The sequence below is a fragment of the Sphingomonas liriopis genome (genome assembly GCF_024211255.1).
In the GTDB taxonomy this organism is placed as follows: Bacteria; Pseudomonadota; Alphaproteobacteria; order Sphingomonadales; family Sphingomonadaceae; genus Sphingomonas; species Sphingomonas liriopis.
In genome coordinates this window covers 90,899-111,442 of the sequence record NZ_JAMLDY010000009.1, presented here as the reverse complement: position 1 = coordinate 111,442, position 20,544 = coordinate 90,899, and the positions used below count along the sequence as shown (strand labels likewise).

The 20,544-nt window shown below is 70.7% G+C and carries 24 protein-coding genes; 6 read left to right on the top strand and 18 right to left on the bottom strand.

What is annotated here, in order from left to right; translation table 11 throughout:
- Positions 1–101: 101 nt before the first annotated feature.
- From M9979_RS09220 to M9979_RS09155, 14 genes are all read right to left on the bottom strand, one after another.
- Positions 102–899: a DUF2163 domain-containing protein gene (locus tag M9979_RS09220; RefSeq protein WP_254289058.1), complete on the bottom strand. Its 798-nt coding sequence runs from the start codon at positions 897–899 to the stop codon at positions 102–104.
- Positions 896–3,160, bottom strand: coding sequence for a DUF2460 domain-containing protein (locus tag M9979_RS09215; RefSeq protein WP_254289057.1), 2,265 nt, complete (start codon positions 3,158–3,160; stop codon positions 896–898). The genes M9979_RS09220 and M9979_RS09215 overlap by 4 nt, the downstream gene beginning before the upstream one ends.
- Before the next feature lie 977 nt (positions 3,161–4,137).
- Positions 4,138–4,683 (bottom strand): tail tape measure protein, encoded by a 546-nt coding sequence (locus tag M9979_RS09210; protein WP_254289056.1) that lies wholly within the window; start codon positions 4,681–4,683, stop codon positions 4,138–4,140.
- Positions 4,676–4,879, bottom strand: coding sequence for a phage tail assembly chaperone (locus M9979_RS09205; RefSeq protein ID WP_254289055.1), 204 nt, complete (start codon positions 4,877–4,879; stop codon positions 4,676–4,678). Before M9979_RS09205 ends, M9979_RS09210 begins: the two co-directional genes overlap by 8 nt.
- Positions 4,876–5,190, bottom strand: coding sequence for a gene transfer agent family protein (locus M9979_RS09200; RefSeq protein WP_254289054.1), 315 nt, complete (start codon positions 5,188–5,190; stop codon positions 4,876–4,878). Before M9979_RS09200 ends, M9979_RS09205 begins: the two co-directional genes overlap by 4 nt.
- Positions 5,187–5,594, bottom strand: coding sequence for a phage major tail protein, TP901-1 family (locus M9979_RS09195; protein ID WP_254289053.1), 408 nt, complete (start codon positions 5,592–5,594; stop codon positions 5,187–5,189). The genes M9979_RS09200 and M9979_RS09195 overlap by 4 nt, the downstream gene beginning before the upstream one ends.
- Positions 5,595–5,607: 13 nt before the next feature.
- A complete protein-coding gene (gene gp17, locus M9979_RS09190) occupies positions 5,608–5,991 on the bottom strand; it encodes a tail completion protein gp17 (protein ID WP_254289052.1) in 384 nt (127 codons plus the stop codon).
- Positions 5,988–6,479, bottom strand: coding sequence for a head-tail connector protein (locus tag M9979_RS09185; protein WP_254289051.1), 492 nt, complete (start codon positions 6,477–6,479; stop codon positions 5,988–5,990). The genes gp17 and M9979_RS09185 overlap by 4 nt, the downstream gene beginning before the upstream one ends.
- Positions 6,480–6,543: 64 nt before the next feature.
- Positions 6,544–7,551, bottom strand: coding sequence for a phage major capsid protein (locus M9979_RS09180; protein WP_254289050.1), 1,008 nt, complete (start codon positions 7,549–7,551; stop codon positions 6,544–6,546).
- Positions 7,552–7,653: 102 nt separating this feature from the next.
- On the bottom strand, positions 7,654–8,013 hold the full coding sequence (locus M9979_RS09175) for an HK97 family phage prohead protease (protein WP_254289115.1): 360 nt from the start codon (positions 8,011–8,013) through the stop codon (positions 7,654–7,656).
- Entirely contained in the window at positions 8,010–8,327 is a 318-nt protein-coding gene (locus tag M9979_RS09170) for a DUF6127 family protein (protein ID WP_254289049.1), read from the bottom strand. The genes M9979_RS09175 and M9979_RS09170 overlap by 4 nt, the downstream gene beginning before the upstream one ends.
- A complete protein-coding gene (locus M9979_RS09165) occupies positions 8,324–9,427 on the bottom strand; it encodes a phage portal protein (protein WP_254289048.1) in 1,104 nt (367 codons plus the stop codon). Before M9979_RS09165 ends, M9979_RS09170 begins: the two co-directional genes overlap by 4 nt.
- A gap of 582 nt (positions 9,428–10,009) precedes the next feature.
- The gene (locus M9979_RS09160) at positions 10,010–11,338 is read right to left on the bottom strand and encodes a DNA-packaging protein (RefSeq protein ID WP_254289047.1); all 1,329 of its coding nucleotides are present in this window, start codon (positions 11,336–11,338) and stop codon (positions 10,010–10,012) included.
- Positions 11,335–11,889: a hypothetical protein gene (locus M9979_RS09155; protein ID WP_254289046.1), complete on the bottom strand. Its 555-nt coding sequence runs from the start codon at positions 11,887–11,889 to the stop codon at positions 11,335–11,337. The genes M9979_RS09160 and M9979_RS09155 overlap by 4 nt, the downstream gene beginning before the upstream one ends.
- Before the next feature lie 376 nt (positions 11,890–12,265).
- Here M9979_RS09155 and M9979_RS09150 point away from each other — a divergent pair, with 376 nt between their 5' ends.
- Positions 12,266–12,964: a PAS domain-containing protein gene (locus M9979_RS09150; protein ID WP_254289045.1), complete on the top strand. Its 699-nt coding sequence runs from the start codon at positions 12,266–12,268 to the stop codon at positions 12,962–12,964.
- Between the two features lie 342 nt (positions 12,965–13,306).
- Here M9979_RS09150 and M9979_RS09145 read toward each other — a convergent pair whose 3' ends face one another.
- The 4 genes from M9979_RS09145 to M9979_RS09130 all read right to left on the bottom strand — a co-directional run bounded on the left by M9979_RS09145 (position 13,307) and on the right by M9979_RS09130 (position 15,344).
- Positions 13,307–13,597, bottom strand: a complete 291-nt coding sequence (locus M9979_RS09145) for a hypothetical protein (RefSeq protein ID WP_254289044.1) — start codon at positions 13,595–13,597, stop codon at positions 13,307–13,309.
- Between the two features lie 49 nt (positions 13,598–13,646).
- Positions 13,647–13,847: a hypothetical protein gene (locus M9979_RS09140; protein WP_254289043.1), complete on the bottom strand. Its 201-nt coding sequence runs from the start codon at positions 13,845–13,847 to the stop codon at positions 13,647–13,649.
- A gap of 85 nt (positions 13,848–13,932) precedes the next feature.
- On the bottom strand, positions 13,933–14,877 hold the full coding sequence (gene dapF, locus M9979_RS09135) for a diaminopimelate epimerase (protein ID WP_254289042.1): 945 nt from the start codon (positions 14,875–14,877) through the stop codon (positions 13,933–13,935).
- A gap of 35 nt (positions 14,878–14,912) precedes the next feature.
- Entirely contained in the window at positions 14,913–15,344 is a 432-nt protein-coding gene (locus tag M9979_RS09130; protein WP_254289041.1) for a DUF6456 domain-containing protein, read from the bottom strand.
- A gap of 85 nt (positions 15,345–15,429) precedes the next feature.
- On the opposite strand from M9979_RS09130, the gene M9979_RS09125 reads away from it, so the two are divergent.
- The 5 genes from M9979_RS09125 to M9979_RS09105 all read left to right on the top strand — a co-directional run bounded on the left by M9979_RS09125 (position 15,430) and on the right by M9979_RS09105 (position 20,455).
- Entirely contained in the window at positions 15,430–15,993 is a 564-nt protein-coding gene (locus M9979_RS09125; RefSeq protein ID WP_254289040.1) for a helix-turn-helix domain-containing protein, read from the top strand.
- Positions 15,994–16,195: 202 nt separating this feature from the next.
- Positions 16,196–18,052: an ABC-F family ATP-binding cassette domain-containing protein gene (locus tag M9979_RS09120; protein WP_254289039.1), complete on the top strand. Its 1,857-nt coding sequence runs from the start codon at positions 16,196–16,198 to the stop codon at positions 18,050–18,052.
- Between the two features lie 416 nt (positions 18,053–18,468).
- Complete coding sequence (locus M9979_RS09115) at positions 18,469–18,882, top strand: ArsR/SmtB family transcription factor (protein ID WP_254289038.1); 414 nt, start codon at positions 18,469–18,471, stop codon at positions 18,880–18,882.
- A gap of 20 nt (positions 18,883–18,902) precedes the next feature.
- Complete coding sequence (locus M9979_RS09110) at positions 18,903–19,652, top strand: hypothetical protein (RefSeq protein ID WP_254289037.1); 750 nt, start codon at positions 18,903–18,905, stop codon at positions 19,650–19,652.
- Positions 19,649–20,455 carry a hypothetical protein gene (locus M9979_RS09105; protein ID WP_254289036.1) on the top strand — a complete coding sequence of 269 codons (807 nt, stop codon included), beginning with the start codon at positions 19,649–19,651 and terminating at the stop codon, positions 20,453–20,455. The genes M9979_RS09110 and M9979_RS09105 overlap by 4 nt, the downstream gene beginning before the upstream one ends.
- Positions 20,456–20,544 lie beyond the last annotated feature (89 nt).

Below are 20,544 nucleotides of genomic sequence, written 5' to 3'. Positions count from 1 at the left end.
CCTCGCCCTCACCCTCCCGCGGCTGCGCCGCTCCTTCCCTCTTCCGTTGGGAGAGGGAAAAGACGCCGAAGGCGGCGAAGGGTGAGGGTGAGTGCCACGCCTCACCCACCGGGATAGCGCGTCAGCAGGTCGATCCCCGGCAGATGCGGCTCGCCGCGAAAGTTCGTCGCATTGCCGAATCGCGCGCCGCAGGTCGCGAAACTCTTGTCGCACCCCTCGACCAGCTCGACCAGCGTCCCCGCCGCGACGCCGAACGCCGGCACCCCGCGCAGCGTCACGCTCGCCCCCGCCGACGCGTCGATCGCCTGCACCAGCCCGCCGTTCTGGCCCCCGAACCAGCGCAGCAACCCGCCCGCATAGGCCCCCGCCACCGGCTCGACGGCATCCAGCGTCACCACCCGCTCCGCCACCGCGAGCACCCGCGCAAACCGCCGCCGCCCCGCCATCGCCACCCGGCAGCGCCGGTCGCCCAGCTCGGTGCGGCATTCGGCGGACGTCTCCTCGACCACCGGCCGGTCGAGCGCCGCGCCCGTCCCCGCCAGCTCGGCGGCAAAGCCCTGCTCGGTCAGCTCGACCGCGCCGATCCGCCCCTCGCCCAGCTCGGCGATCACCGCCCCGCTCTCCCAGTCCGCCGCGAACAGTCGCACCCGCGCGCCGTCCCAGCGTCCGGCGAGCAGATCGCCCTCGCCGATCGCCGCGCTGGTCAGCGCGCCGCGCACGTCCATCGTATCCGCCTCCAGATCCGCCGACCGCTCGATCGCCGACGGCGTCATCCCCGGCGCCGCACGATGCACCAGCCCGTCGATGACGAGGTCGCGGTCGTGCGTCGTCAGCCCGATCGCCACCCCGTCGCGCCGCTCGACCCGCCAGCACAGCGCAATGCAGGCCAGCGCGCTCACGTCCGCACCTCGATCAGCGGCACCGACACGGCCTCGCCCGCGAGGAAGGTCGACCGCGCCACCCGCAACCGGTCCTCGGCGAAGCGCACGACGACGTCGAAGCCGAAGCTCGCGCTCACCTCCGCGCCCACGGCGGGCGCCGCGTCCAGCACGACGACGCCGTCTGCCTCCACCACGAACCCCTGCGTCGGAACGCCCGCCACCGCCACGCGCACGCTGCCCGCCACCGGCCGCACGATCCGCCGCACGCTCGCGCCATAATGTTTGACCAGTTCGAACCGCCGCTGCGTCCCGTCGCCGACGCCGATTCCCTCGTCGCTGCCGCTGGCGTCGAACGGATCGCGCAGCCGGAACGCCCGCGCCGGCCCCATTCGCGCGCGGAAGAAGGCGAGCAGCGTCGCGATATCCGCCTCCGATCGCACGCCCGGCCCGACGTCGTAGCTCGTCCGCGCCTCCGCCCAGCCGGCGCTGCGCTGTTCCGCCCCGCCCGCCGCGGTCAGGATCGCGGTCGAGAACGCCGGCGCCACCTCCGCCTCGCGCCCCAGCGCCAACGGGAACAGCACGTCGTCATAATCCTGCACGCTCTCATCCCCCTCGAAATGGACGAAGCCATCGCGCATCACCTGCGGCAGCGCCCACAGCACCACCGCCGCCACGCCGCGCGCCCGCGCGGTCTGCGCCGCCGCCTCGATCCGGCTCCATTGCGCCGCCTGGTCGGGGCGCAGCACGAACCCCGACAGATACTGCTGCCGCGCCACCGGATAGCCGAGCCGCGCCTGCGCCGCCGCGACCCCGCGCGCGGTCGAGGCGGTATCGCCCTCGGTCACCCAGTCGTAATCCTCCAGCTGCAGCACATCGAAGGCGGGATACGCCCACCCCACCGGCATGTTCGCCCGCTTCAATTCAGGCGCCGCCGCATCGAGCACCGTCGGCAGATAGGTCAGCAGATACGTCTCGCACCCGGCAAACGCCGCCTTGACCCACCCCGCCAGCGCCGTGGTCGATGCCGCCAGCGCCGCACCCGCGCGATCCATCGTCGCGCGCTGCGCGGCATCCATGGCCGCGCGCACGGTCGGGATCGCCACCGGCGCGAATGCCGCCACCGCCGCCGCATCGTACAGGCACGGCCGCCCGTCGGGCATCGTCCACCACCACGGCTCACCGACCTGGAACTTCGCCGCCAGCCCGGCGCCCACCCCGATCCCGACGAACGCGGCGGCGACCTGTCTCAGATACCCCATCGCCCCGTCATGACACGGCGACAGCAAGGTCGATGGCGGTTCCCACCCGGTCTGCGCCGGCGCGCCATCGGCGGCACGCTGCTTCCAGTCGTTCCAGCAATGCGCGTCGAACAATTCGTAGCTCAGCGACCAGATGACGTCATAGCCGAGGCTCCGCGCCCGCCCCGCGAAGTCGCGATGCCACGCCACGCACGCGACGTTGAGCACGCCGCCGGTGAGGCCCACGTAGAACCCACCGTACAGCGCATCGAGCCGGAAATAATGGCTCATCCCCACGTAATGCGTGATCGCGCCGCGATACCCCAGGTGCAGCGCGTTGCGCAGCAACCGCGCCGGCGTCAGATTGTAGCTGTCGTCATAGCCGCTCGCGATGGCGAAGCCGTGCTCGGGCAGCACCGCATCGCCGATCCCGATCACCGATCCCGGCCCGTTGCAGGCGACGCCGGTCAGCTCGACCCACCCCTCCCGCGCGGCCGGCAGGGGCGCGGCGCTGCCGTCATAGTCCGGCGCGACCAGCGACACGAACATCCGGTCGACGTCCCCCGCCCACACCGGGTCCGCCTCTCCCGGCAACAGGAACCCGCCCGCCAGCGCCGCAAAGTCCAGCGTCACCACCGCATCCTCCGGCGTGCCGACCGCATAATTCCACAATCGCACGTACCAGGCGCGCGCGGCGCCGGCGGCATCGCGCCCCTCGATCGTCAGCGTCGGCCCGTTGACCGCATCCAGCGGCTTCACCCCCGCCGACCGCCAGCGAAACCGCAACCGGCAGTCGCGAAAATCCCGCGCCGTTTCATACTTGAGCAACGGATGATCGAACCGGTCCTCCGCCTCCCAGATCAGCCCGGCCAGATCGTCATGCTTGTAGAAGACGGCATCGACCCGCAGCGCATCGGCCGCCGGATTGGTCACCGCCGCCATCATCGGCCGCGGAAAATTGACCGTCCAGAACCGCGGATCGAACCGCGAGACGACCCCCGCCTCCTGCTGCTCGCGCCGCGAACACAACCAATGCGCCATGATGTTTCTCCAGAAACGCTCCGGCAAGGGAGGGGACCGGCGAAGCCGGCGGAGGAGGGCTTCCCCACACCCGCCGCCAGCGAAGAGCCGGCCGAAGCAGAAAATGATTGCTCACGCGAAGACGCGAAGACGCAAAGAAGAGGCACGACGCTCCCCCTTCGTCATCCCGACGAAAGTCGGGACCCATGGACTCGCAACGCCGCGTTGGCTCCCGCCATCGACCACACCGACACCATCGGTCCCGACTTCCGTCGGGATGACGGATAAAAACAAGCATCACGTCTTCACGCACGCTCCTCATCCCGCCCCGTCAGCGAGGCTCACGCCACCACCACGAGCCGCCCGTCACCCCGGGTCGTGCTCCCGCGCAGGCGGGAGCCCAGGGTTTCGCGGACAATCACACGTGGTTCTGCTTGACCCTGGGTTCCTCCCTGCGCGGGAACACGAGCTTGCTAGCCTGGGATCGATCGACATTCAGACGGGTGAACGACGATACGTCCTCCCCCCGCCACGACAGGGCTATCGCATATGGCCGCGTGACGAACCGGTAGCCTGGAATAGTTCGTCACCCCGGACTTGTTCCGGGGTCCACCGTGCCGCAAGCGTGGAAAAAGAGCCTCGAAACGACGAGTTCGCCGAACCATGGACCCCGGAACACGTCCGGGGTGACGAAGGAATTGGGGAGCCGCCGACCCGTCACTCATATGCAATAGCCCTGCCCGCCAAAGCGGGCGGAACGTCTCTACACCGCTGAATGTCGATCCGGCCTAGGCAAGATAAACGCCGGCGTCTTCCGGGATCAACCGGGCCGCAAAACCCCAACGCCCGCGGAACGGTGGATGCCGGAACAAGTCCGGCATGACGAAGAGGATGAAGGCCACCTCTCGCCCCAACCTCTTTGCGCCTTCGCGTCTTCGCGCGAAAAACACCTTCTTCGTCGCGGCCTTCGCGCGATCTCGCTCCAAGCCCCCGCAGACCTACCCCTCCAGCGCCGCCCGCACCGCGCGCGCGACCTGCCGGCTCGACCGCTCCATCGCCGCCGGCGCTTCCCCCGCCCCGGCATGCACGGTGATCGACACCCGCACGTCCCGCGCCCCCGCCGCCGGCACGCCCGTCTCGACCCGCCCGCTCGCGGTCGGCACGAACAGCTCCGGCCCGCGCTCGCCGACGACATAGCCGCGCCCCGGCGCCACCGGCCCGCCGGTCGCCCGCCCCGGCAGCCCGACCAGCCCGGCGAGCGCCCCGCTCAGCGACCCGCCCCCGCCGGTCACCGCGCCGACGCCGGCATGCACCGCCGCCTTGGCGATATCCGCCAGTACCCCCAGCGCCACCGCCTTCAGATCGTCAAAGCCGAACTTGCCCGTCCGCACCGCGCGCAGTAGCGCCCCCTCGATCGACCGCGCCGCCCGCTCCGCCCCGGCGCCGAGGCCCCCTTCCAGCGTCGCGCGCATCGTTTCGACCTCGCGCGCGAACCCCGCGGTGTCGGCGCGCACGCCGACCACCATCCGCTCCACCTCATCCATCCGGAAACGCCTCCCGCATCGCCGCCAGCGTCGCGGCATCGGGCGGCGTCACCGCCCCCACACCGCCGTCGCTCGCCGCCCCCACCACCGCCGCCAGCTCGGCCGGCGTCGCCCGCCAGAAGGCGTCGGGGCTCCACCCCAGCACCGCCCCTGCGAACCCCGCCAGCCGCACCGCGCCCTCGGCAAAGCCGCTCACCGCCCCGCCAGGATCTGCTGCAGCACCCCGCGCAGCACCGGCGTCAGCTTCGCCAGCCCCACCCCGATCAGTGCCTCGCCCAGCGTCTCGCGCGTCATCCCCTCAGGGATGTCGCGCAGGCAATGCCAGAACAGCGCCGCCAGCTCGCCCAGCCCCAGCTTCCCCTCCGCCGCCCGCGCGACGAGGTCGAACAGCGACCCCAGCTCCTGCTCCGCCGCGACGAGCGCCTGGAACGACGGCCGCAGCACGAGCTCGCACCCGTCGACCCGCAGCGCGCACTCGCCCCGTGCGGGATTCGCCGCGCCGCTCACGCCGCCACCACCGGCCCGGAACTCTCCAGGCTCAACGTGTACGACCGCTCCCCGTTGAAATCGCCGGCATAGTCCAGTCGCGTCACCAGGAACCGCCCGGTCATGCTGTCGCCGCTCTCGAAGCTCAGCCGGTAATCGTCGAGAACGCCCGACAGCGCGTTTCCCTTGATCCGCGCCTCCGCGGCGGAGCCGGTGAATACCCCCGCCCCCGACACGCTGACGCTGCGCACCCCCGCACCCGACAGCAACTGCCGCCAGCCGCCCGAATCCTTGGTGGTCACCACCACCGCCTCGCCCTTGACGCTCAATTGCGTCGTGCGCAGCCCCGCCACCGTCGCGAACGCCGGCACCTGCGCGCCGTCGCCGACCTTGAGCAGGAATGCGCTGCCCCGTTCCACCGCCATGCCCGTGTCTCCCCTAATTGATGCGGTACATCCGCACCGCGAACTCGCTCATCGCCACCCAGCGATCGCTCTTGCCGCGCCACAAGCGGCTGCGCGTCAGCCGCAGCGTCGCCAGCCGCCACCCGCCGCCGCCCAGATCGGCGGGCACGCCATCCATCGCCGCCTCGACCACCGCGATCAGCGCGCGCAGTCGGACGGGGCTCTCGCCGTCATCGGCATAGCCGACCGCGATCGTCCCCACCCGCCCGCGCACCCCCGCCGCATCCGCCGCCGCCAGCACCGGATCGTCCAGCACCACCTGCGGCATCGACGCGCGCAGCGGCGGCGCATCGAATACCCGTACGACGCCACCCAGATGCGCCAGCAGCGCGGCGCGCAACACCTCCCCCGCGCTCATGTCCGCACCTCGGGGCTCAGCCGCATCCGCCGATACGGTCGCCACAGCGCCGCGACCGCTGCCGGCGGCGACGCCCCGCCCTCGCGATGCTCGAATAGATGCGCCGCGAGCAGCACCACGCCCTGCGCGACCGGCGCCGGCAGCGCCTCCCACGTCGCCGCCACCCCCGCGCTGTACCGCACCGTCACCGCCCCGGCGCCGCGCACCCAGCCGATCCCGTCGGCGGTGATATCGACCGCCAGATCGCCCGCCGGCGCGACGATGCTGCGCACCGGCACCACCGCCAGCCGCTGCCACCCCCGCGTTCCCGCGACGACCTCCTCGGTCTCGCGCACGATCAGCCACTGGCCGCAGAACGCCTCCGCCAGCGCCAGCGCGGCGCCCGCCGCTCGTGCCAGCACCGCGTCCGCCGCCGCCATCCGCAGATATGTCGCCGCCGCCCCCGCCGCCCCGGCGATCGCCGCGGCCGGCATCGCCGCCCCATCCATCCGCATGTCCTTTCGAGAAGAGAAAGGGCGCCCCCGCCGCCCGCCCGGCGGGGGCGCCGCGCCATCACGCGGTGGCGAACTTCATCAGCTTGATCGCCTCGCTGTCGGCGACGCACCCGCCGATCCGCTTGGTTGCGTAGAAGCCGACGAACGGCTTGTTGCTGTACGGATCGCGCAGGATCGCGGTCTCGGCACGCTCGGCGATCAGATAGCCCGCGGTGAAATTGCCGAAGGCGATGCCGAGCGCATTGGCGGCGATATCGGGCATGTCCTCCGCCTCGACCACCGGATAGCCGAGCAGGGTCGCCGGCTGCCCCGCCGCGAGGCTCGGCTGCCACAGCGGCATGCCGTCATTGCTCTTGAACTTGCGGATCCGCGCCAGCGTGGCGGAGTTCATCACGAAGCACGCCCCCTGCCGGTACGGCGCGCGCAGGGAATGCACCAGATCGAGCAGCCGCTCGTCCGGCGCGGCTCCGAAATCGCTCGCCGCGCCGGAGGGCAGATATTGCAGCGTCCCCAGCGCCCGCGTCCCGTCCTTCGCGGTCGACACCGGCCCGCTCAGGAACCCCTTCGGGCGATTCACCCCGTTGCCACCGACGAACGCCGCGCCTTCCGCCTTGGCGAACTCGGCCGCGATCTCGCCTGCCAGCCATTCCTCGACATCGAACGCCGCATCGTCGAGCATCGCCTGGCTCGCCGACGGATTGGCGTAGAGCTCGCCCATCGGCGGCACCAGCTCGGCGAACACCGGGCTCGCGGTCTCCGGCCGCGCCGCCGTCTCCGCTGCCCAGCCCGACGGCGTTCCACCCGTGGTGATGAGCTTGCGATACCCCGCCGACCCCACTTTCACCACCTGCGCGATGCTGCGGATCGGCGACAGCCCGGTCAGCACGCGCGAAATCGTCGCATCGATCTCGCGCGGCACCGCATAGCCGCCCGCATCGCCGCTGACGCCGGTGAACGCCTTCATCTCCAGCGTCGTCCCCGCCCGCACGAAACCCGCAAAGGCCCCGTCGGTCTTTTCCCCACGCGCGCCATCCAGCGCCGGCCGTTCGATCACGTCCACACCCATTCTCCTCGTTGAAAAAGATCCTCCCCGGCACGGGGAGGTGGCAGCGCGCAGCGCTGACGGAGGGGGGCTTCCGCAGGCGGTGTCCTGCGTGGAAGCCCCCACTCACCCCAGCCGCTCGATCCGCGCCAGCGGCTGCATCGGCACGCTCACCAGGCTGACCTCGACCAGCGCCACGCGCAGCAACTCCCGCCGCGCCCCCTGCCGCACCACCAGCGGCCGATACCCCACCGACAGTCCATCGAGCGCCCGCGCCGCCACCAGCGCCGCGACCCGCGGATCGTCGACCACGCCTTCGACCCGCAAGCCGTGGCGGTCCTCGGCCACCGATACCCGCCCGACCGCCGCCCCGCGATGCTGCCACAGCAACGCCACCGCGCCCGCCCCGGCAAAAGCCCCCGCGCGGATCACGTCCCCCGCCCGGTCGACCCGGTCGAACAGCGCGGCGTAACCGGCGAACCTCACTTCAGCCACGCGCCGAACCCCAGCTTCACCGCCAAGCCGGTCAACAGCAGCGCCCCCGCCAGCCGCACGACCCACCCTGCCGCCGCCTTCCACACCGATCGCTTGGCATCGCGCCACGCCCCCAGCAGCTCGCGCAGTTCGGCGAGGTCCGCCCGCGCGTCCTCGTCGGCCAGCCCCAGCCGGGTCAGCGCCCGCGTCGCCGACAGCTCGCCCGCCTCCTCCGCCACCGCGCGCATCGTCGCCAGGTCCGCCCCCTCGCGCGCCGCCTGCGCCATCAGCTCCGCCAGGACGCCGCTGTTCTCCGGCCCGCTCATGCCCCGATCCCCATCCTCGCGCGCTTCTCCTCGACCGACAGGAAGTCCGCCGCCGCCACGCTCGCCCACAATCGCTCACGATCCTCGGCGAGCGCCGGCACCCGATCGAGATCGACCGACAGCGCCGCGCCCTCGAACCACCCGCCCAACCCCTGCGCCAACGCGGTCAGGATCGCCCCCGCCAGCGGCAGCACGGTCAGCCGCCACAACGCCCGGTTCGCCTCGCGATAATTGGCATAGGTCGCATCCCCGGGCAGCCCGAGCAGCATCGGCGGCACGCCGAACGCCAGCGCGATCTCGCGCGCCGCCGCCGCCTTCAGCCCGACGAAGTCCATGTCGGCGGGGCTGAGCGAGAGCGCCTGCCACCTGAGCCCGCCCTCCAGCAGCATCGGCCGCCCGGCATTGCCCGCACCCGCGAATCCCGCCTCCATCTCCGCCTTCAGCCGCTCGAACTGCTCCGCGCTCAGCGCCGCGCCATCGCCGGGATCGTAGACCAGCGCCCCCGACGGCCGCGCCGCATTGTCGAGCAGCGCCTTGTTCCAGCGCCCGGCGGCATTGTGGACCGCGACCGCCCCCGATGCCGCGCCGAGGCAGCCCATGCCATAATGGTCGTCGACCGGATTGAAGCTGCGGATATGCACCACGTCGGGCCGCGGCCCCTCGGCATCCAGCCGCGTCCGCCGCTCGCCGACGCGGTACAGGTACGCCGTCGGCCACCCGCCCGCATCCACCTCGACGCTCACCCGCTCGGGCCGCAAGGCATACAGCGCCCCCACGCCCCCCTCCGCATCGCGCAGCACCTGCACATAGGCATTGCCATGCAACAGCAGCTGCGCTGCCACGCTTTCCAGCAGCACCTGCCCGCCCGACCGCGCCGCGACCAGCGCCGCGAGCCCCGGCGCGCTGGCGCTGACCGGCGCGCCCGCGACGCTCTCCGCGACCAGCTTCACCGCGCGCTGCGCGATCGCATTGCCCGCAAAGCCGTCGCGCACCTGCGCCTCGTACGACCGCGGCCACTCCCCCAGCGCGACGCCCGCCCCGCCACGCGACAACGCCGGCCGCCCGCCCTCGCGCGGCGCCTTCCACCCAAACAACCGCATGATGCTCTCCCGATGATAACGCGCCGCGGGTCCAGCCCTGCGCACCCCGATGGGCGCGACGCCCCCGCGCCGTGACCCCCGCCCTCCCCACCAGTGCCTCGTCATCCCCGCGAAGGCGGGGATCCATAGTCGCCACATGATGGGATGGCGCCGCCCGCGCCGTGATTATGGATCCCCGCCTCCGCGGGGATGACGAACGGTAAGGGAGGGGACGCCGCCCCACGCCGTCCCGCCGATATGACCCACGCGAAACCGCCAGGGGACGCTCTACCGCCGATTTGATTCACGCGAAGACGCGAAGACGCGAAGAGGTCACCCCCCGCCACCCCCATCCGTCATCCCCCATCCGTCATCCCGGCGAACGCCGGGACCCATGGACGCCCGACGCCCGATGCAGCGCCAACGCGAACGCCTCGAATCCATGGGTCCCGGCGTTCGCCGGGATGACGAAATCAGGAGGAACGCGAACCACCGACCAAACAGCACGACACCTTCGCGTCTTCGCGCCTTCGCGCGATAAAACCCTTCTTCTCCGCGCCTCCGCGCGAAACAACCTTCTTCAAACCCACGCGAAAAACCGGCTTACAACCCCCGCACCCCGGCCTTCCCCCGCCGCCCGAGCATCAGCTCGCTCAGCGCCCAGACCAAGGCATCCGCCCGATCGGGAGACCGCCCCGGCCCCTGATACGCCCCGCCGGCAACCAGCCCGCACATCTCGTCCTCCAGCGCGACGAAGCGCCCGGCATGCCGCACCCGCCCCCGCGCGTAGAGCGTCGCCACCGGTTCGGCGCGCGCCACCTTGCCGCGGCTCGCGCGCACCAGCGTCACCGGCAGCGTCACGTCCGCCGCCAGCAGCACCGATCGCACCATCGCGCCGCCCTGGTTGGCCTCCGCCACCACGCGATCGGCGCGATGGTGCGCGGCGCAATTCGCGACCGCCTTCGCCCAGCCCTCGGGCGACACCGCCGCGACGCTCGCATCCGCCAGCACATGCGCGATACCGTCGCCGTCCAGCCCGACCGCGACGATCCCGCACGCATCGCCGCCCTCGCCGTCGATCGTCCCGGCCGGCGGATCGACCCCGACCACCACCCGCACCAGATCGTCGGGCACGTCGCCCCGGCACGCCTCCAGCAACGCGCGCGACCACAGGGCGCCCGCCAGATCCTCGATCAGCTCGCCCTCCAGCTCCTGCCGCCCCAGCGCGGTGCCGCCATAGCTATCCTCGACATCGTCGACGAACATCGCCGGCAGGAACGGATTGTCGCGCGTCCGCCCGCGCGTCTCGACCAGCCCGCGCATCCGCATCACCCGCTTCATCAGGTTGGTCGGCCGCGGCGTCGTCGTCACCAGCACGCGCGGATGCGCACCCCGGCGCAGCCCCATCATCAGATTGTCCCATGCCGCGTCGCCGCGCCGCCACTTGGCCAGCTCGTCGCACCAGGCGGCGTCATGCTCGGGCCCGCGCAGCTGGTCGGGCACGTCCGCCGAATAGACCCGCGCCACCGCGCCATTGGGCCAGCGCACCTCGCCGCGGCTCGTCGTATAGCGCGGCGTCTGCCCCGTCTTGGCGACCGCGCGCAGCCCGCTCGGCCCCTCGATCATCACCCGCCGCACGTCGGCCTCGGTCGCGCCGACCAGCGCGATCTGTGCATCTTTTTGCGCGGCGGCGATCGCCGTCACCCATTCGGCGCCAGCGCGCGTCTTGCCGAAGCCGCGCCCGGCTCGGATCAGCCACACCCGCCACGCCTCGCCCGCCGGCGCCACCTGCCCCGCCTGCGCCCAGCCACCGTCCCAGCGCTCGGCCAGCTCCCGCTGCACCGGGGGCTTCAACGATCGGATGAACCGGCCGCGCTCGGCTTCGGGCAACGCGGCCAGCGCCGCGATCACGTCGATGCGGCGTCCCGTCATGCGTCGCCTCCCTCACGCTGGTCGGTGATCGCCGCCACCCGCCCCCGGGCCGCCAGCGCCGCGAGTTTGGCGAGGATCACCTTGTCGGCCTGTTCGCGCGTCGCCACGCCCGGCACGGGCCCGCAGGGACGCCCCCGCCCCTCGCGCCGCGCCTTGTGGATGGTGAACAGCTTGATCGCGCCTTCCCAGTGCAGCGGCCCCAGCGCATGGGCATCGTCCGGCGCGATCGTATCCCCGCCACCCGCCAGCACATAACCGATCAGCCGCGTCTCGAGCAGCTGGTAGCCGGCCTCGATCGCCGCCTCCCACATCTCGGCGAACGCCTTGTTGGTGCGGCGACGGTGATGCACCTGCGACGGGCGCAGCCCGATCGCCGCCGCCGATGCCGCCACGTTGCAGCTGCCGGCGAGATGGTCGAAGAATTCGTCGCGCATGGCGGCATTCCACCGCACCCACTTCTTCGGCTCGTGCCGGTCGGGTGTTCCCGGATCGATATAGGCCACGCTGGCGGCACGATCGTCTCCAACGCCTTTGGCCCCATCCTCGCTCATCCCCGCCCCCTGCTGCTGCCCCAGACACCGCGGGCCGGCAGCGACCAGGGCCTTCACCCCGACCGCCCCCGGCCCGACTCGCAATTCTTCAGCGTTCCCGTTATGTACCCAAACAGTGTCACGCTGTCAAGCGTTTTGTACCATATGGGTTATCTTCGTTGCCCGTTCGTTGCTGTCGCATGCTATTCGGACTGCATGCGTGTAAACCGGTGGACAATCGCCGGTCCCCACCACATGACTTTTGCGGTCGCGTAACGACACGTCGGATGCCGTGGACAGCTATCGATCGATCGGGACGGATCGATGTATCGCCCGGTCCCCTCCGGCGGATCGGTCGGGGCGCCGGCTGCAACGCTTGTCACGGATGTCGAACGCCATGCCCATAGCAGGACCGACCGCCCACGGCCTGATCGGACGCGACGGCCGGATCGCGGATATCGACGCGGCCTATGCGGCGCTGCTCGGCATGCCGCGCGATGCGGCGCGCGGACGCCCGGTTGCCGACGTCACCCATCCCGCCGATCGCGCCGCGCTTGCCGCCTTCCTGACCGGCGCGTGGGACAGCGGCGACATGAAGGCCGCGACGATCCGCCATCGCGACGCGCAGGGCCGCGCGATCTGGGTCAACCTGCACGTCTCGCGGCTCGGCGCGGGCGACTGCACCCGCCTCGTCGTCACCTGCCGCCCGTTGCCGCAGGGCGAAGAACCCTCGACGGTCAAGGCGCACTGGCAGATGGCGCGGCTGCTGATCCAGGCGCTCGACGGCGGCAAGCGCGCTTTCGGCGATTCGCTGATCGGCAATCCCGCGACCGAGATCCTGCTGCGCACCTATGTCGCCGAGGCGGAGGCGCGCGCGCTGACCGCCGGTCAGATCGCGCTCGGCATCGACGTCGCCTGGCCGCTCACCCGTCGCTGGCTGCTCGCGCTGGTCACCGCCGGCTTCGTCGAAAGCGAGATCGACGGCCCGATCCAGCCCGCCACCCCCATCCGCCTCTCGCCGCGCGCACTGGCGATGATCGAGGCGATCTTCGGCGCCCTCGTCACCATCGTCCAGGACACCCGCGTCATCGCCTGACGCAAAGGCCGCCCCCACCCACCGTTCGCCCTGAGCCTGTCGAAGGGCAGGTGATTCTCACGGCACCAGCCTGCCTTTTAAAAAGAAAAGATGTTCGCGCAGAGGCGCGGAGGACGCGGAGGTGTCTCGCGTGAGGCAAGCGTGGTCCTGTCATCGCCACGGCCCGATAGAGAATACAGCTGCCGCAACAGGCACGCCATCTCCGCGTCCTCCGCGCCTCCGCGCGAAACACCCTTCTCTTCGTCGATCCGCCCTCAAAGGCCGCCCTCTCCCCACCGTTCGCCCCGAGCCTGTCGAAGGGCAGGTGAGACTCACGGCGCTAAACACGCAACCGCCCAGCCCTCACCCCCCAGCCCGCCGCGACCGCCGGATCGCCAACCGCATCCGCGCCAGCCACCCCGGCCGCGGCGGCGGGCGCAGCGGCGGGAGGATCGGTTCGAACTCATGCGGTTCGAACGGCACCTGCGCCAGATCGAGCATCAGGACGGTCACGTCCTTGCCCAGCGTCGCGTGATTGTCGGCGTCGTAGGTCGCGCGCAGCGCCTTGCCGACCGGATACAGTTTCGCGCCCTGCCGACCCTCCAGGTCGGCCTCGTCGCCGCTCCAGCCGTTGGTGCCGACCGTGTCCGTCATTCTGGCCCTCGTCCGTCGCGTCAACGAACGGGTCGGGCAACGGTTCACCTCAGCCGGTGGACCCGGCATCGTCCGCGGCGGGCGGAGCCTCGGGAGCGCCGACGCCCTCTTCCGCGCTGCCGTAGCAACGGTCGAGATAATGGTTGGCGATGATGTAATGCGCGCGCACCGCCAGCGGATGAACGGCGCGCTGCGCCAGCTCGAGCTCGGTTTCCGCCCGGTCGTAGAAATAGCTGGTGTCGTCGCGCATGTCGTCATTGTCCGAAAAAGCGTACCGGAGGATACGGCCGACCGGCCGCCCTCGCATGTGATATGGGTTCGGCCTGCGCTGGTCGCTAGCGGCTCGCCGCCTCCGCCAGCCGCGCCCAGGCGGCGATCTCGGCATCGGCGTGGGCTGCGACGATCAGGTCGCCCGCCATCCCCGTCTCCAGATCGACCGCGACCGAGCCATGCCACTCCCACGTCGCATTGCCCGACAGGCTGACCATCGCGTCTTGGCTCACCCGCGCACGTACCAGCCCGCCCTTGTTGAACACGGTGATCGGCGCGTCATACGCCAGCCGCCCGGTCAGGCAGGCGGCGAAGCTCGACGCCGCCATCGCGCTCCCGCAGCTGTCGGTCAGCCCCACCCCGCGCTCGAACGTCCGCACGAACAGATCGTCCCCACGCACCTCGGCGAACGACACGTTGGCGCGGTTCGGCAACCAGTCCGGCGCCGCCTCGCACGCCTCGCCGATCGCCACCAGCTCCGCCTCGTCGACGCTATCGACGAAGGTCACCAGATGCGGATTGGGCATCGCCACCGCGGTGAACGCCCGCGCGCTGCCGAGCGGCGCCACCACCGCCTCGACGATCCGTTCCCCCGCGCCGTGCAGCGGCCAGGCGGCGACGTCGAGCCCAGCCGGCCCCGCCGTCTCGCGCACCGTATAGATCCCCGGCGCCACCTCGCCATCGCGCACCACGTCGGCGAACGACGTCTTCAGCCGTACCCGCGCCGCGTCGATCCCCAGCGCCTCGAACCCCATCCGCGCGACGCAGCGCAAGCCGTTGAGGCACGTCTCCGCCTGGCTGCCATCCGAATTGTACATCGCCATCGAAAACGCGGCACCGTCCGTGCCCCGCCCGAGCAGCAGCAACCCGTCGCCCCCCACCGGCCCGCGCCGGTCGGCCAGCGCCCGCGCCACCACCGCCCATTGCGCCTCGGCGAGATCGAGCCCGCGCGCGTCGATCAGCGGAAAGTCGTTGCCCGACCCATGGCATTTCACGAAATCGAACCGCACGTCACCCGCCTCTTGGACCGCTTATGTTCCCGTCCCTAGGGCAAACGATAATGATCCGCCAGCCGGTCGAGCGCCAGCGTCAGCACCAGCTTTCCTGCGCGCGCCGGCCAGCCCAGCCCCTTCTCCGCCACCGGCAGCCCCTCGCCCGCGCAGATCACCCGCCACGCGATATCGGCGAGCCCGCTCCCTGCCGCGCCCAGCGCCGCATCGAAGCGCCGCTTCGCCGCGATCTGCGCGGTCGTCGGGTCGAGCCCCTCGCCCGCCCCGCCGTCGACCCGCGCCGCCCAGCGCATCGTCACCCGCGGCCCCAGCGACGCCGTCTCGTAATCGCCGCGCAGCCGCTCCCCCGCCTCGAACTGCCGCGCATCGACCAGCCCGCGCGCGCGCAGCCACCCTAAGGGCGACTCGCCCACGTTCACCGTCACGCTCCGCCCGACGCCCGTCTTCCGTTCCACCAGTTCGCGCATGCCACCCTCCTCGATTCGGCAGGGGGCTTGCCATAACGTCACGGGTGTAGGACAGAGAAATAACCGCACCGGTTAGGACACCCCGATGATAACCGCCATCCGCGAAGTACGCCGCGCCAAGCGCCTCACCCTCGAAGACGTCGCGTTACGCTGCGTCCCCCCGACGACCGCGCAGACGATTGGCCGGCTGGAGACGGGCACGCGCACCGTCTCGGTCGCCTGGCTCAACCGCATCGCCGCCGCGCTGGAGGTCGCCCCCGCCGACCTCGTCACCCTCCCCGACCGCGCCACGCTGCCCGTCGCCGCGACGCTCGACGCCGACGGCGCGCACGCCCCGCGCGCGGCGCTGACGCTGGTCCCGCCGCAACCGACCGCGGGCGGCATCGCGATCACCGTCACCGGCAGCGTCGGCGACTATCGCGCCGGCGACGCGATCTGGTGCGACCTGCGCACGCCCAGCACCTTCGCGCAGGCGCTCAACCGCGACGTCCTCCTCCCCGTCCCCGCCGGCCGCTTCCTCTTCGCCCGCCTCATCGGCCTCGACGGCGACACCCTCCTCCTGCTGCCGCTCATCCCCGGCGCCCGCCCGACCTCCGTCGTCTCACCGCCCTGGTTAGCGCAGACGTCCCGTTTGATCCGCACGTTGTAGATTCACGCAAAGACGCGAAGACGCGAAGAGGACAGCGCCGCAGGCGATCGTCGGCGCTCCTCCGAAAAGCGCAAAAACGGCGCCGCCCGGGCCAACCTCTTCGCGCCTTCGCGCCTTCGCGTGAATCACCCTTCTTCGGAACGACGCCCCCCCAAACACCCCCCGCTTTAGCTGCACCGCAACATCTGCTACAGGCCCGCGCATGCTCAACCTCAACGGCATCACCGTGCGCCTCGGCGGCCGCACGATCCTCGACGGCGCATCCGCGGCGCTGCCCCCCGGCAGCCGCGTCGGGCTGATCGGCCGCAACGGCGCCGGCAAGTCGACGCTCGTCCGCGTCATCGCCGGCATGCTCGAACCCGACGACGGCACCGCCGACATGCCGCGCGGCGCCCGCCTCGGCTATATCGCGCAGGAAGCCCCCTCCGGCACCGCCACCCCCTTCGACACCGTGCTCGCCGCCGACACCGAACGCGCCGCGCTGATGCTCGAATCGGAAACCACCGAGGACCACGACCGCCTCGGCGACGTCTACGAACGCCTCATCGCGATCGACGCCTACACCGCCCCGATGCGCGCCGCGCAGATCCTCTTGGGCCTCGGCTTCGACGAGGACATGCAGCAGCGCCCCCTCGACAGCTTCTCGGGCGGCTGGAAGATGCGCGTCGCGCTCGCCGCGCTGCTCTTCTCGCAGCCCGACCTGCTGCTCCTCGACGAACCCTCGAACCACCTCGATCTCGAAGCCGTGATGTGGCTCGAGGATTTCCTCGTGAGTTACAAGGCGACGATCGTCGTCGTCAGCCACGAACGCGACTTCCTCAACAACGTCGTCGACCACATCCTCCACCTCCAGAACGGCAAGATCACGCTGTACCCGGGCGGCTACGACAGCTTCGAACGCCAGCGCGCCGAACGCATGGCGCAGCTCGCCGCCGCCAAGGCGAACCAGGATATCCAGCGCGCCAAGCTGCAGGATTACGTCGCGCGCAATTCGGCGCGCGCCTCGACCGCCAAACAGGCGCAGAGCCGGCAGAAGATGCTGGCGAAGATGCAGCCGATCGCCGAACTCGCCAACGATCCCTCGCTGTCGTTCGACTTCCCGGACCCGTCGGAACTGCGCCCGCCGCTCATCACCCTCGACATGGCGAGCGTCGGCTATAGCGAAACGCCGATCCTCAAGCGTCTCAACATGCGCCTCGACCCCGACGACCGCGTCGCGCTGCTGGGCCGCAACGGCAACGGCAAGACCACGCTCGCCCGCCTGCTCGCCGCGCAGCTGGCGCCGCTCGACGGCGAAATGAACGCATCCGGTAAAATGAAGGTCGGCTATTTCACCCAATATCAGGTGGAAGAGCTCGACGCCGACGACACGCCCTTGGAACACATGACCCGCATCATGCGCGGCGCCAGCCCCGCCGCGGTGCGCGCGCAGCTCGGCCGCTTCGGCTTCTCGGGCGACAAGGCGGTCGGCAAGGTCGGCAAGATGTCGGGCGGCGAAAAGGCACGCCTCGCGCTGGCGCTCATCACCCGCGACGCGCCGCACATGCTGATCCTCGACGAACCGACCAACCACCTCGACGTCGACGCGCGCGAGGCTTTGATCCAGGCGCTCAATTCCTACACCGGTGCCGTCGTGCTCGTCAGCCACGACCGCCACATGCTGGAGATGACCGCCGACCGCCTCGTGCTGGTCGACAACGGCACCGCGAAGGAGTTCGACGGCAGCCTCGACGATTACATCGCCTTCGTCCTCGCCGGCGACAAACAGCCCGAGGCAAAGGGCAAATCGGCAGCCAAGAAGGACAAGGCCAAGCCGATCGACCGCGACGCCGACAAGGCCCGCCGCAAGGCGATCCGCGAGTGCGAAGCGGAGATCGCCAGACTCACCACCGACCGCAACGCCATCGACCGCGCCATGTTCGACCCAAAGACCGCCGAACCCCGCTACGCGAAGCTGGCGATGAGCGACCTGATGAAACGCCGCGCCGACGTGCAGGCGCAGATCGAAGCGGCGGAGGCGACATGGCTCGAGGCGACCGAGGCGCTGGAGGCGGCGTAAGGGGGGCAAATCGCGCCCTGACGTCTCCTTCCGCCTGCCCTTCCACAACACACGTCACCCCAGCGAACGCTGGGGTCTTTTCGCGGCGCGCATCACGCTTCCCAAACACAAGACCCCAGCGTTCGCTGGGGTGACGACGGTGGAAGCGGGGTTGCCATTGATCCAACTCCTCCGTCACCCCGGACTTGTTCCGGGGTCCACCCCGCGGCATACCCAACGGCCGAGGGGATACGCGGCGCCGTGGATGCCGGAACGAGTCCGGCATGACGAACAGCGCAAAAAACGCCCCGGCAACTCAACAGTTGCCAATTCCCTTGTCCGTTGGGATAAGCAACATTCCGGTTGCCCACCACGCAACCATTCGGTTGCCACAAACGCAACCCCGGAGTTGCCACCCGATGCCCCCGACGCCACCGATGCCCAAACCCGTCCAGGCCGCGCATTTGTTCGCCGCCCTCGCCGACCCCACCCGGCTCGCGCTGCTCGTCACCCTGCGCAGCGGCACCGCCCGCCCGATCGCGCGCCTGTCCGCCAACGCCGGCATGACCCGCCAGGCCGTCACCAAGCATCTGCGCATCCTCGAAGACGCCGGCCTCGTCACCGTCACCCGCACCGGCCGCGAAACCCATTACACCTACCGCCCGGGCTCGCTCGATGCCGCCGGTCGCTATCTCGACGCCATCGCCGGCCGCTGGGGAGCGGTGGGGCGGACGGACGCCGGCGGATCGGATCCCTGCGGCAAAGACCCTTGCCCTTCCGCCGATTTGCGCGACAGTAGCGACAGCGGTCCGGCGCATCGGACGGCGCACGGGGGCAAGGCGACGGGATGACTTCGCAACAGGACGCCAACATGGAGATCGAGCGCGAAGTGCTGGCCGAATGGGACAGCGCCAGGCGTCCGCTGCTCATCTCGCGTCTCGGCATGCGGCTGACGCCGGACACCAAGGCCGTGCTGAACGAAAGCGGGCTGGGCCTCAAACGCTATATCCAGCGCCATCTGGGCGGTTCGGTTCGCCTCGTGCCGATGAAGGGGCGGGGCGGCGGCGCCGCACCGGTGGACAGGACCGTGGGTATTGCCGACGACGAGCTCGAGACGTCCTATGACGACCGCACCGACGCCGGCTCCCACCGGATCGACGTCCCGCAATTCTGGGGCGACATCTGGCGGGGATTCCAGACGGCGCTGGCCGAGGGGGATGTCCGGTACGTCGTGTTCAATGCGGCGGGCAATCCCGAAGTGCGGGACGTGCGCCACGATACGCCGCCCCCCGCAGGCGCCTGGCCGATCGAGCCCGACGACCTGGCGCTGGCTCCATCGGGGGAACCGCGCCCCTCGCGTGCCGCGGTCTATCACGCGATCCAGAACTGGTGTCGGCGCACGGGCGTCGCCGTCGAGCGGCTGACGTTCGATCGCGCCGCTCCCGCTCCGGCCGGGCGGCTCGATCCATCCGGCGAGCCGTCACGCCGTCCCGCCACCCGTTCCGGTGATCGTCCGTCCTTCATGCAGGGCATCGATCTGCTCAGTCGTGACGAACTGGCCAGGATCAGCATTCCCGCCGACCTCGTCCTTGCCATGCTGGAACGTTCAGGGGCGCGGTGATCGATCGCGGCCTCGCCGTCTTCAGCGGCATCCACCCCAAGGTCGTCGATCGGCTTGCGCCGACGCTGCGCTCGACCGGCATCGATGCCGTCGTCGTGAAGCCCGACGACACGGTGACCGCCGGCTATTTCGAACGCCTCGCCCGACAGACGCTGTGCGCGGCGAACCGGGCAACGGCCCGCGGTCAGGTGCGGCTGACCTCGGTGCTGATCAGTGCCCTCGACGCCGACGCGGCGGAGTTGGAAACGGAGGCGTTCTTCCCCGCGCTGCGCCGCGTCCCGGTTCCCTCGGAATGGCGCAACAACACGGCCGCCGCCAAACCCATGGCAACGCTGGTCCAGGATTATTTCCGCGACGAGGCGTCCCGCTGCTTCACGCGGGGATTGGCGGCCTGCCGCGAACGCAGGCTCCTGCTGCCGCCCCGCAACACGCCGAGCAAGGCCCTCGCCGCACGCTTCCGGCAGATCTACCATCGCGACGCGAGCGATCTCGGCGCCAAGGTCGACAAGGAGGTGACGGTGCAGCGCGGTGGACGCGGCCTGAAGGTCCACAATCTGCAATTCGTGCCGACGGTGAATAGCGACCGGCATCCGGTGCGGCGCTGCACCGACACCTACTCGTGCGATCTCAAGGCCGCATTCCGGTTCGGCGCGCCCGTCGCCGCCCGGTTTGAATTCGACCTGACGGCCGACAATGGTCTTGCGACAAAGCTGTTCCACCTCTGCGACGGCAGCACACAGGTGGTAAGCCCGCAGGCGACTCACCTCAATATGAGGATCAACGACGACTTCAAGGAAGGGTGAGGACAATGAAGCGGGAACAGCTTGTCGTTCCCGCTTCACCGTACATAGTCATATATGAGTGGTCACCGCCATTGCATGATCTCTGCAAG

What these genes read in the sequence shown, in the direction of transcription:
- M9979_RS09170 (WP_254289049.1), bottom strand. Translation starts at nt 8,327, where the DNA reads ATGAGCGGGCCGGAGAACAGCGGCGTCCTGGCGGAGCTGATGGCGCAG.
- M9979_RS09165 (WP_254289048.1), bottom strand. Translation starts at nt 9,427, where the DNA reads ATGCGGTTGTTTGGGTGGAAGGCGCCGCGCGAGGGCGGGCGGCCGGCG.
- M9979_RS09180 (WP_254289050.1), bottom strand. Translation starts at nt 7,551, where the DNA reads ATGGGTGTGGACGTGATCGAACGGCCGGCGCTGGATGGCGCGCGTGGG.
- M9979_RS09150 (WP_254289045.1), top strand. Translation starts at nt 12,266, where the DNA reads ATGCCCATAGCAGGACCGACCGCCCACGGCCTGATCGGACGCGACGGC.
- M9979_RS09125 (WP_254289040.1), top strand. Translation starts at nt 15,430, where the DNA reads ATGATAACCGCCATCCGCGAAGTACGCCGCGCCAAGCGCCTCACCCTC.
- M9979_RS09215 (WP_254289057.1), bottom strand. Translation starts at nt 3,160, where the DNA reads ATGGCGCATTGGTTGTGTTCGCGGCGCGAGCAGCAGGAGGCGGGGGTC.
- M9979_RS09210 (WP_254289056.1), bottom strand. Translation starts at nt 4,683, where the DNA reads ATGGATGAGGTGGAGCGGATGGTGGTCGGCGTGCGCGCCGACACCGCG.
- M9979_RS09130 (WP_254289041.1), bottom strand. Translation starts at nt 15,344, where the DNA reads ATGCGCGAACTGGTGGAACGGAAGACGGGCGTCGGGCGGAGCGTGACG.
- M9979_RS09155 (WP_254289046.1), bottom strand. Translation starts at nt 11,889, where the DNA reads ATGAGCGAGGATGGGGCCAAAGGCGTTGGAGACGATCGTGCCGCCAGC.
- M9979_RS09115 (WP_254289038.1), top strand. Translation starts at nt 18,469, where the DNA reads ATGCCCAAACCCGTCCAGGCCGCGCATTTGTTCGCCGCCCTCGCCGAC.
- M9979_RS09120 (WP_254289039.1), top strand. Translation starts at nt 16,196, where the DNA reads ATGCTCAACCTCAACGGCATCACCGTGCGCCTCGGCGGCCGCACGATC.
- gp17 (WP_254289052.1), bottom strand. Translation starts at nt 5,991, where the DNA reads ATGAGCGCGGGGGAGGTGTTGCGCGCCGCGCTGCTGGCGCATCTGGGT.
- M9979_RS09195 (WP_254289053.1), bottom strand. Translation starts at nt 5,594, where the DNA reads ATGGCGGTGGAACGGGGCAGCGCATTCCTGCTCAAGGTCGGCGACGGC.
- M9979_RS09145 (WP_254289044.1), bottom strand. Translation starts at nt 13,597, where the DNA reads ATGACGGACACGGTCGGCACCAACGGCTGGAGCGGCGACGAGGCCGAC.
- M9979_RS09160 (WP_254289047.1), bottom strand. Translation starts at nt 11,338, where the DNA reads ATGACGGGACGCCGCATCGACGTGATCGCGGCGCTGGCCGCGTTGCCC.
- M9979_RS09185 (WP_254289051.1), bottom strand. Translation starts at nt 6,479, where the DNA reads ATGGATGGGGCGGCGATGCCGGCCGCGGCGATCGCCGGGGCGGCGGGG.
- M9979_RS09140 (WP_254289043.1), bottom strand. Translation starts at nt 13,847, where the DNA reads ATGCGCGACGACACCAGCTATTTCTACGACCGGGCGGAAACCGAGCTC.
- M9979_RS09110 (WP_254289037.1), top strand. Translation starts at nt 18,903, where the DNA reads ATGGAGATCGAGCGCGAAGTGCTGGCCGAATGGGACAGCGCCAGGCGT.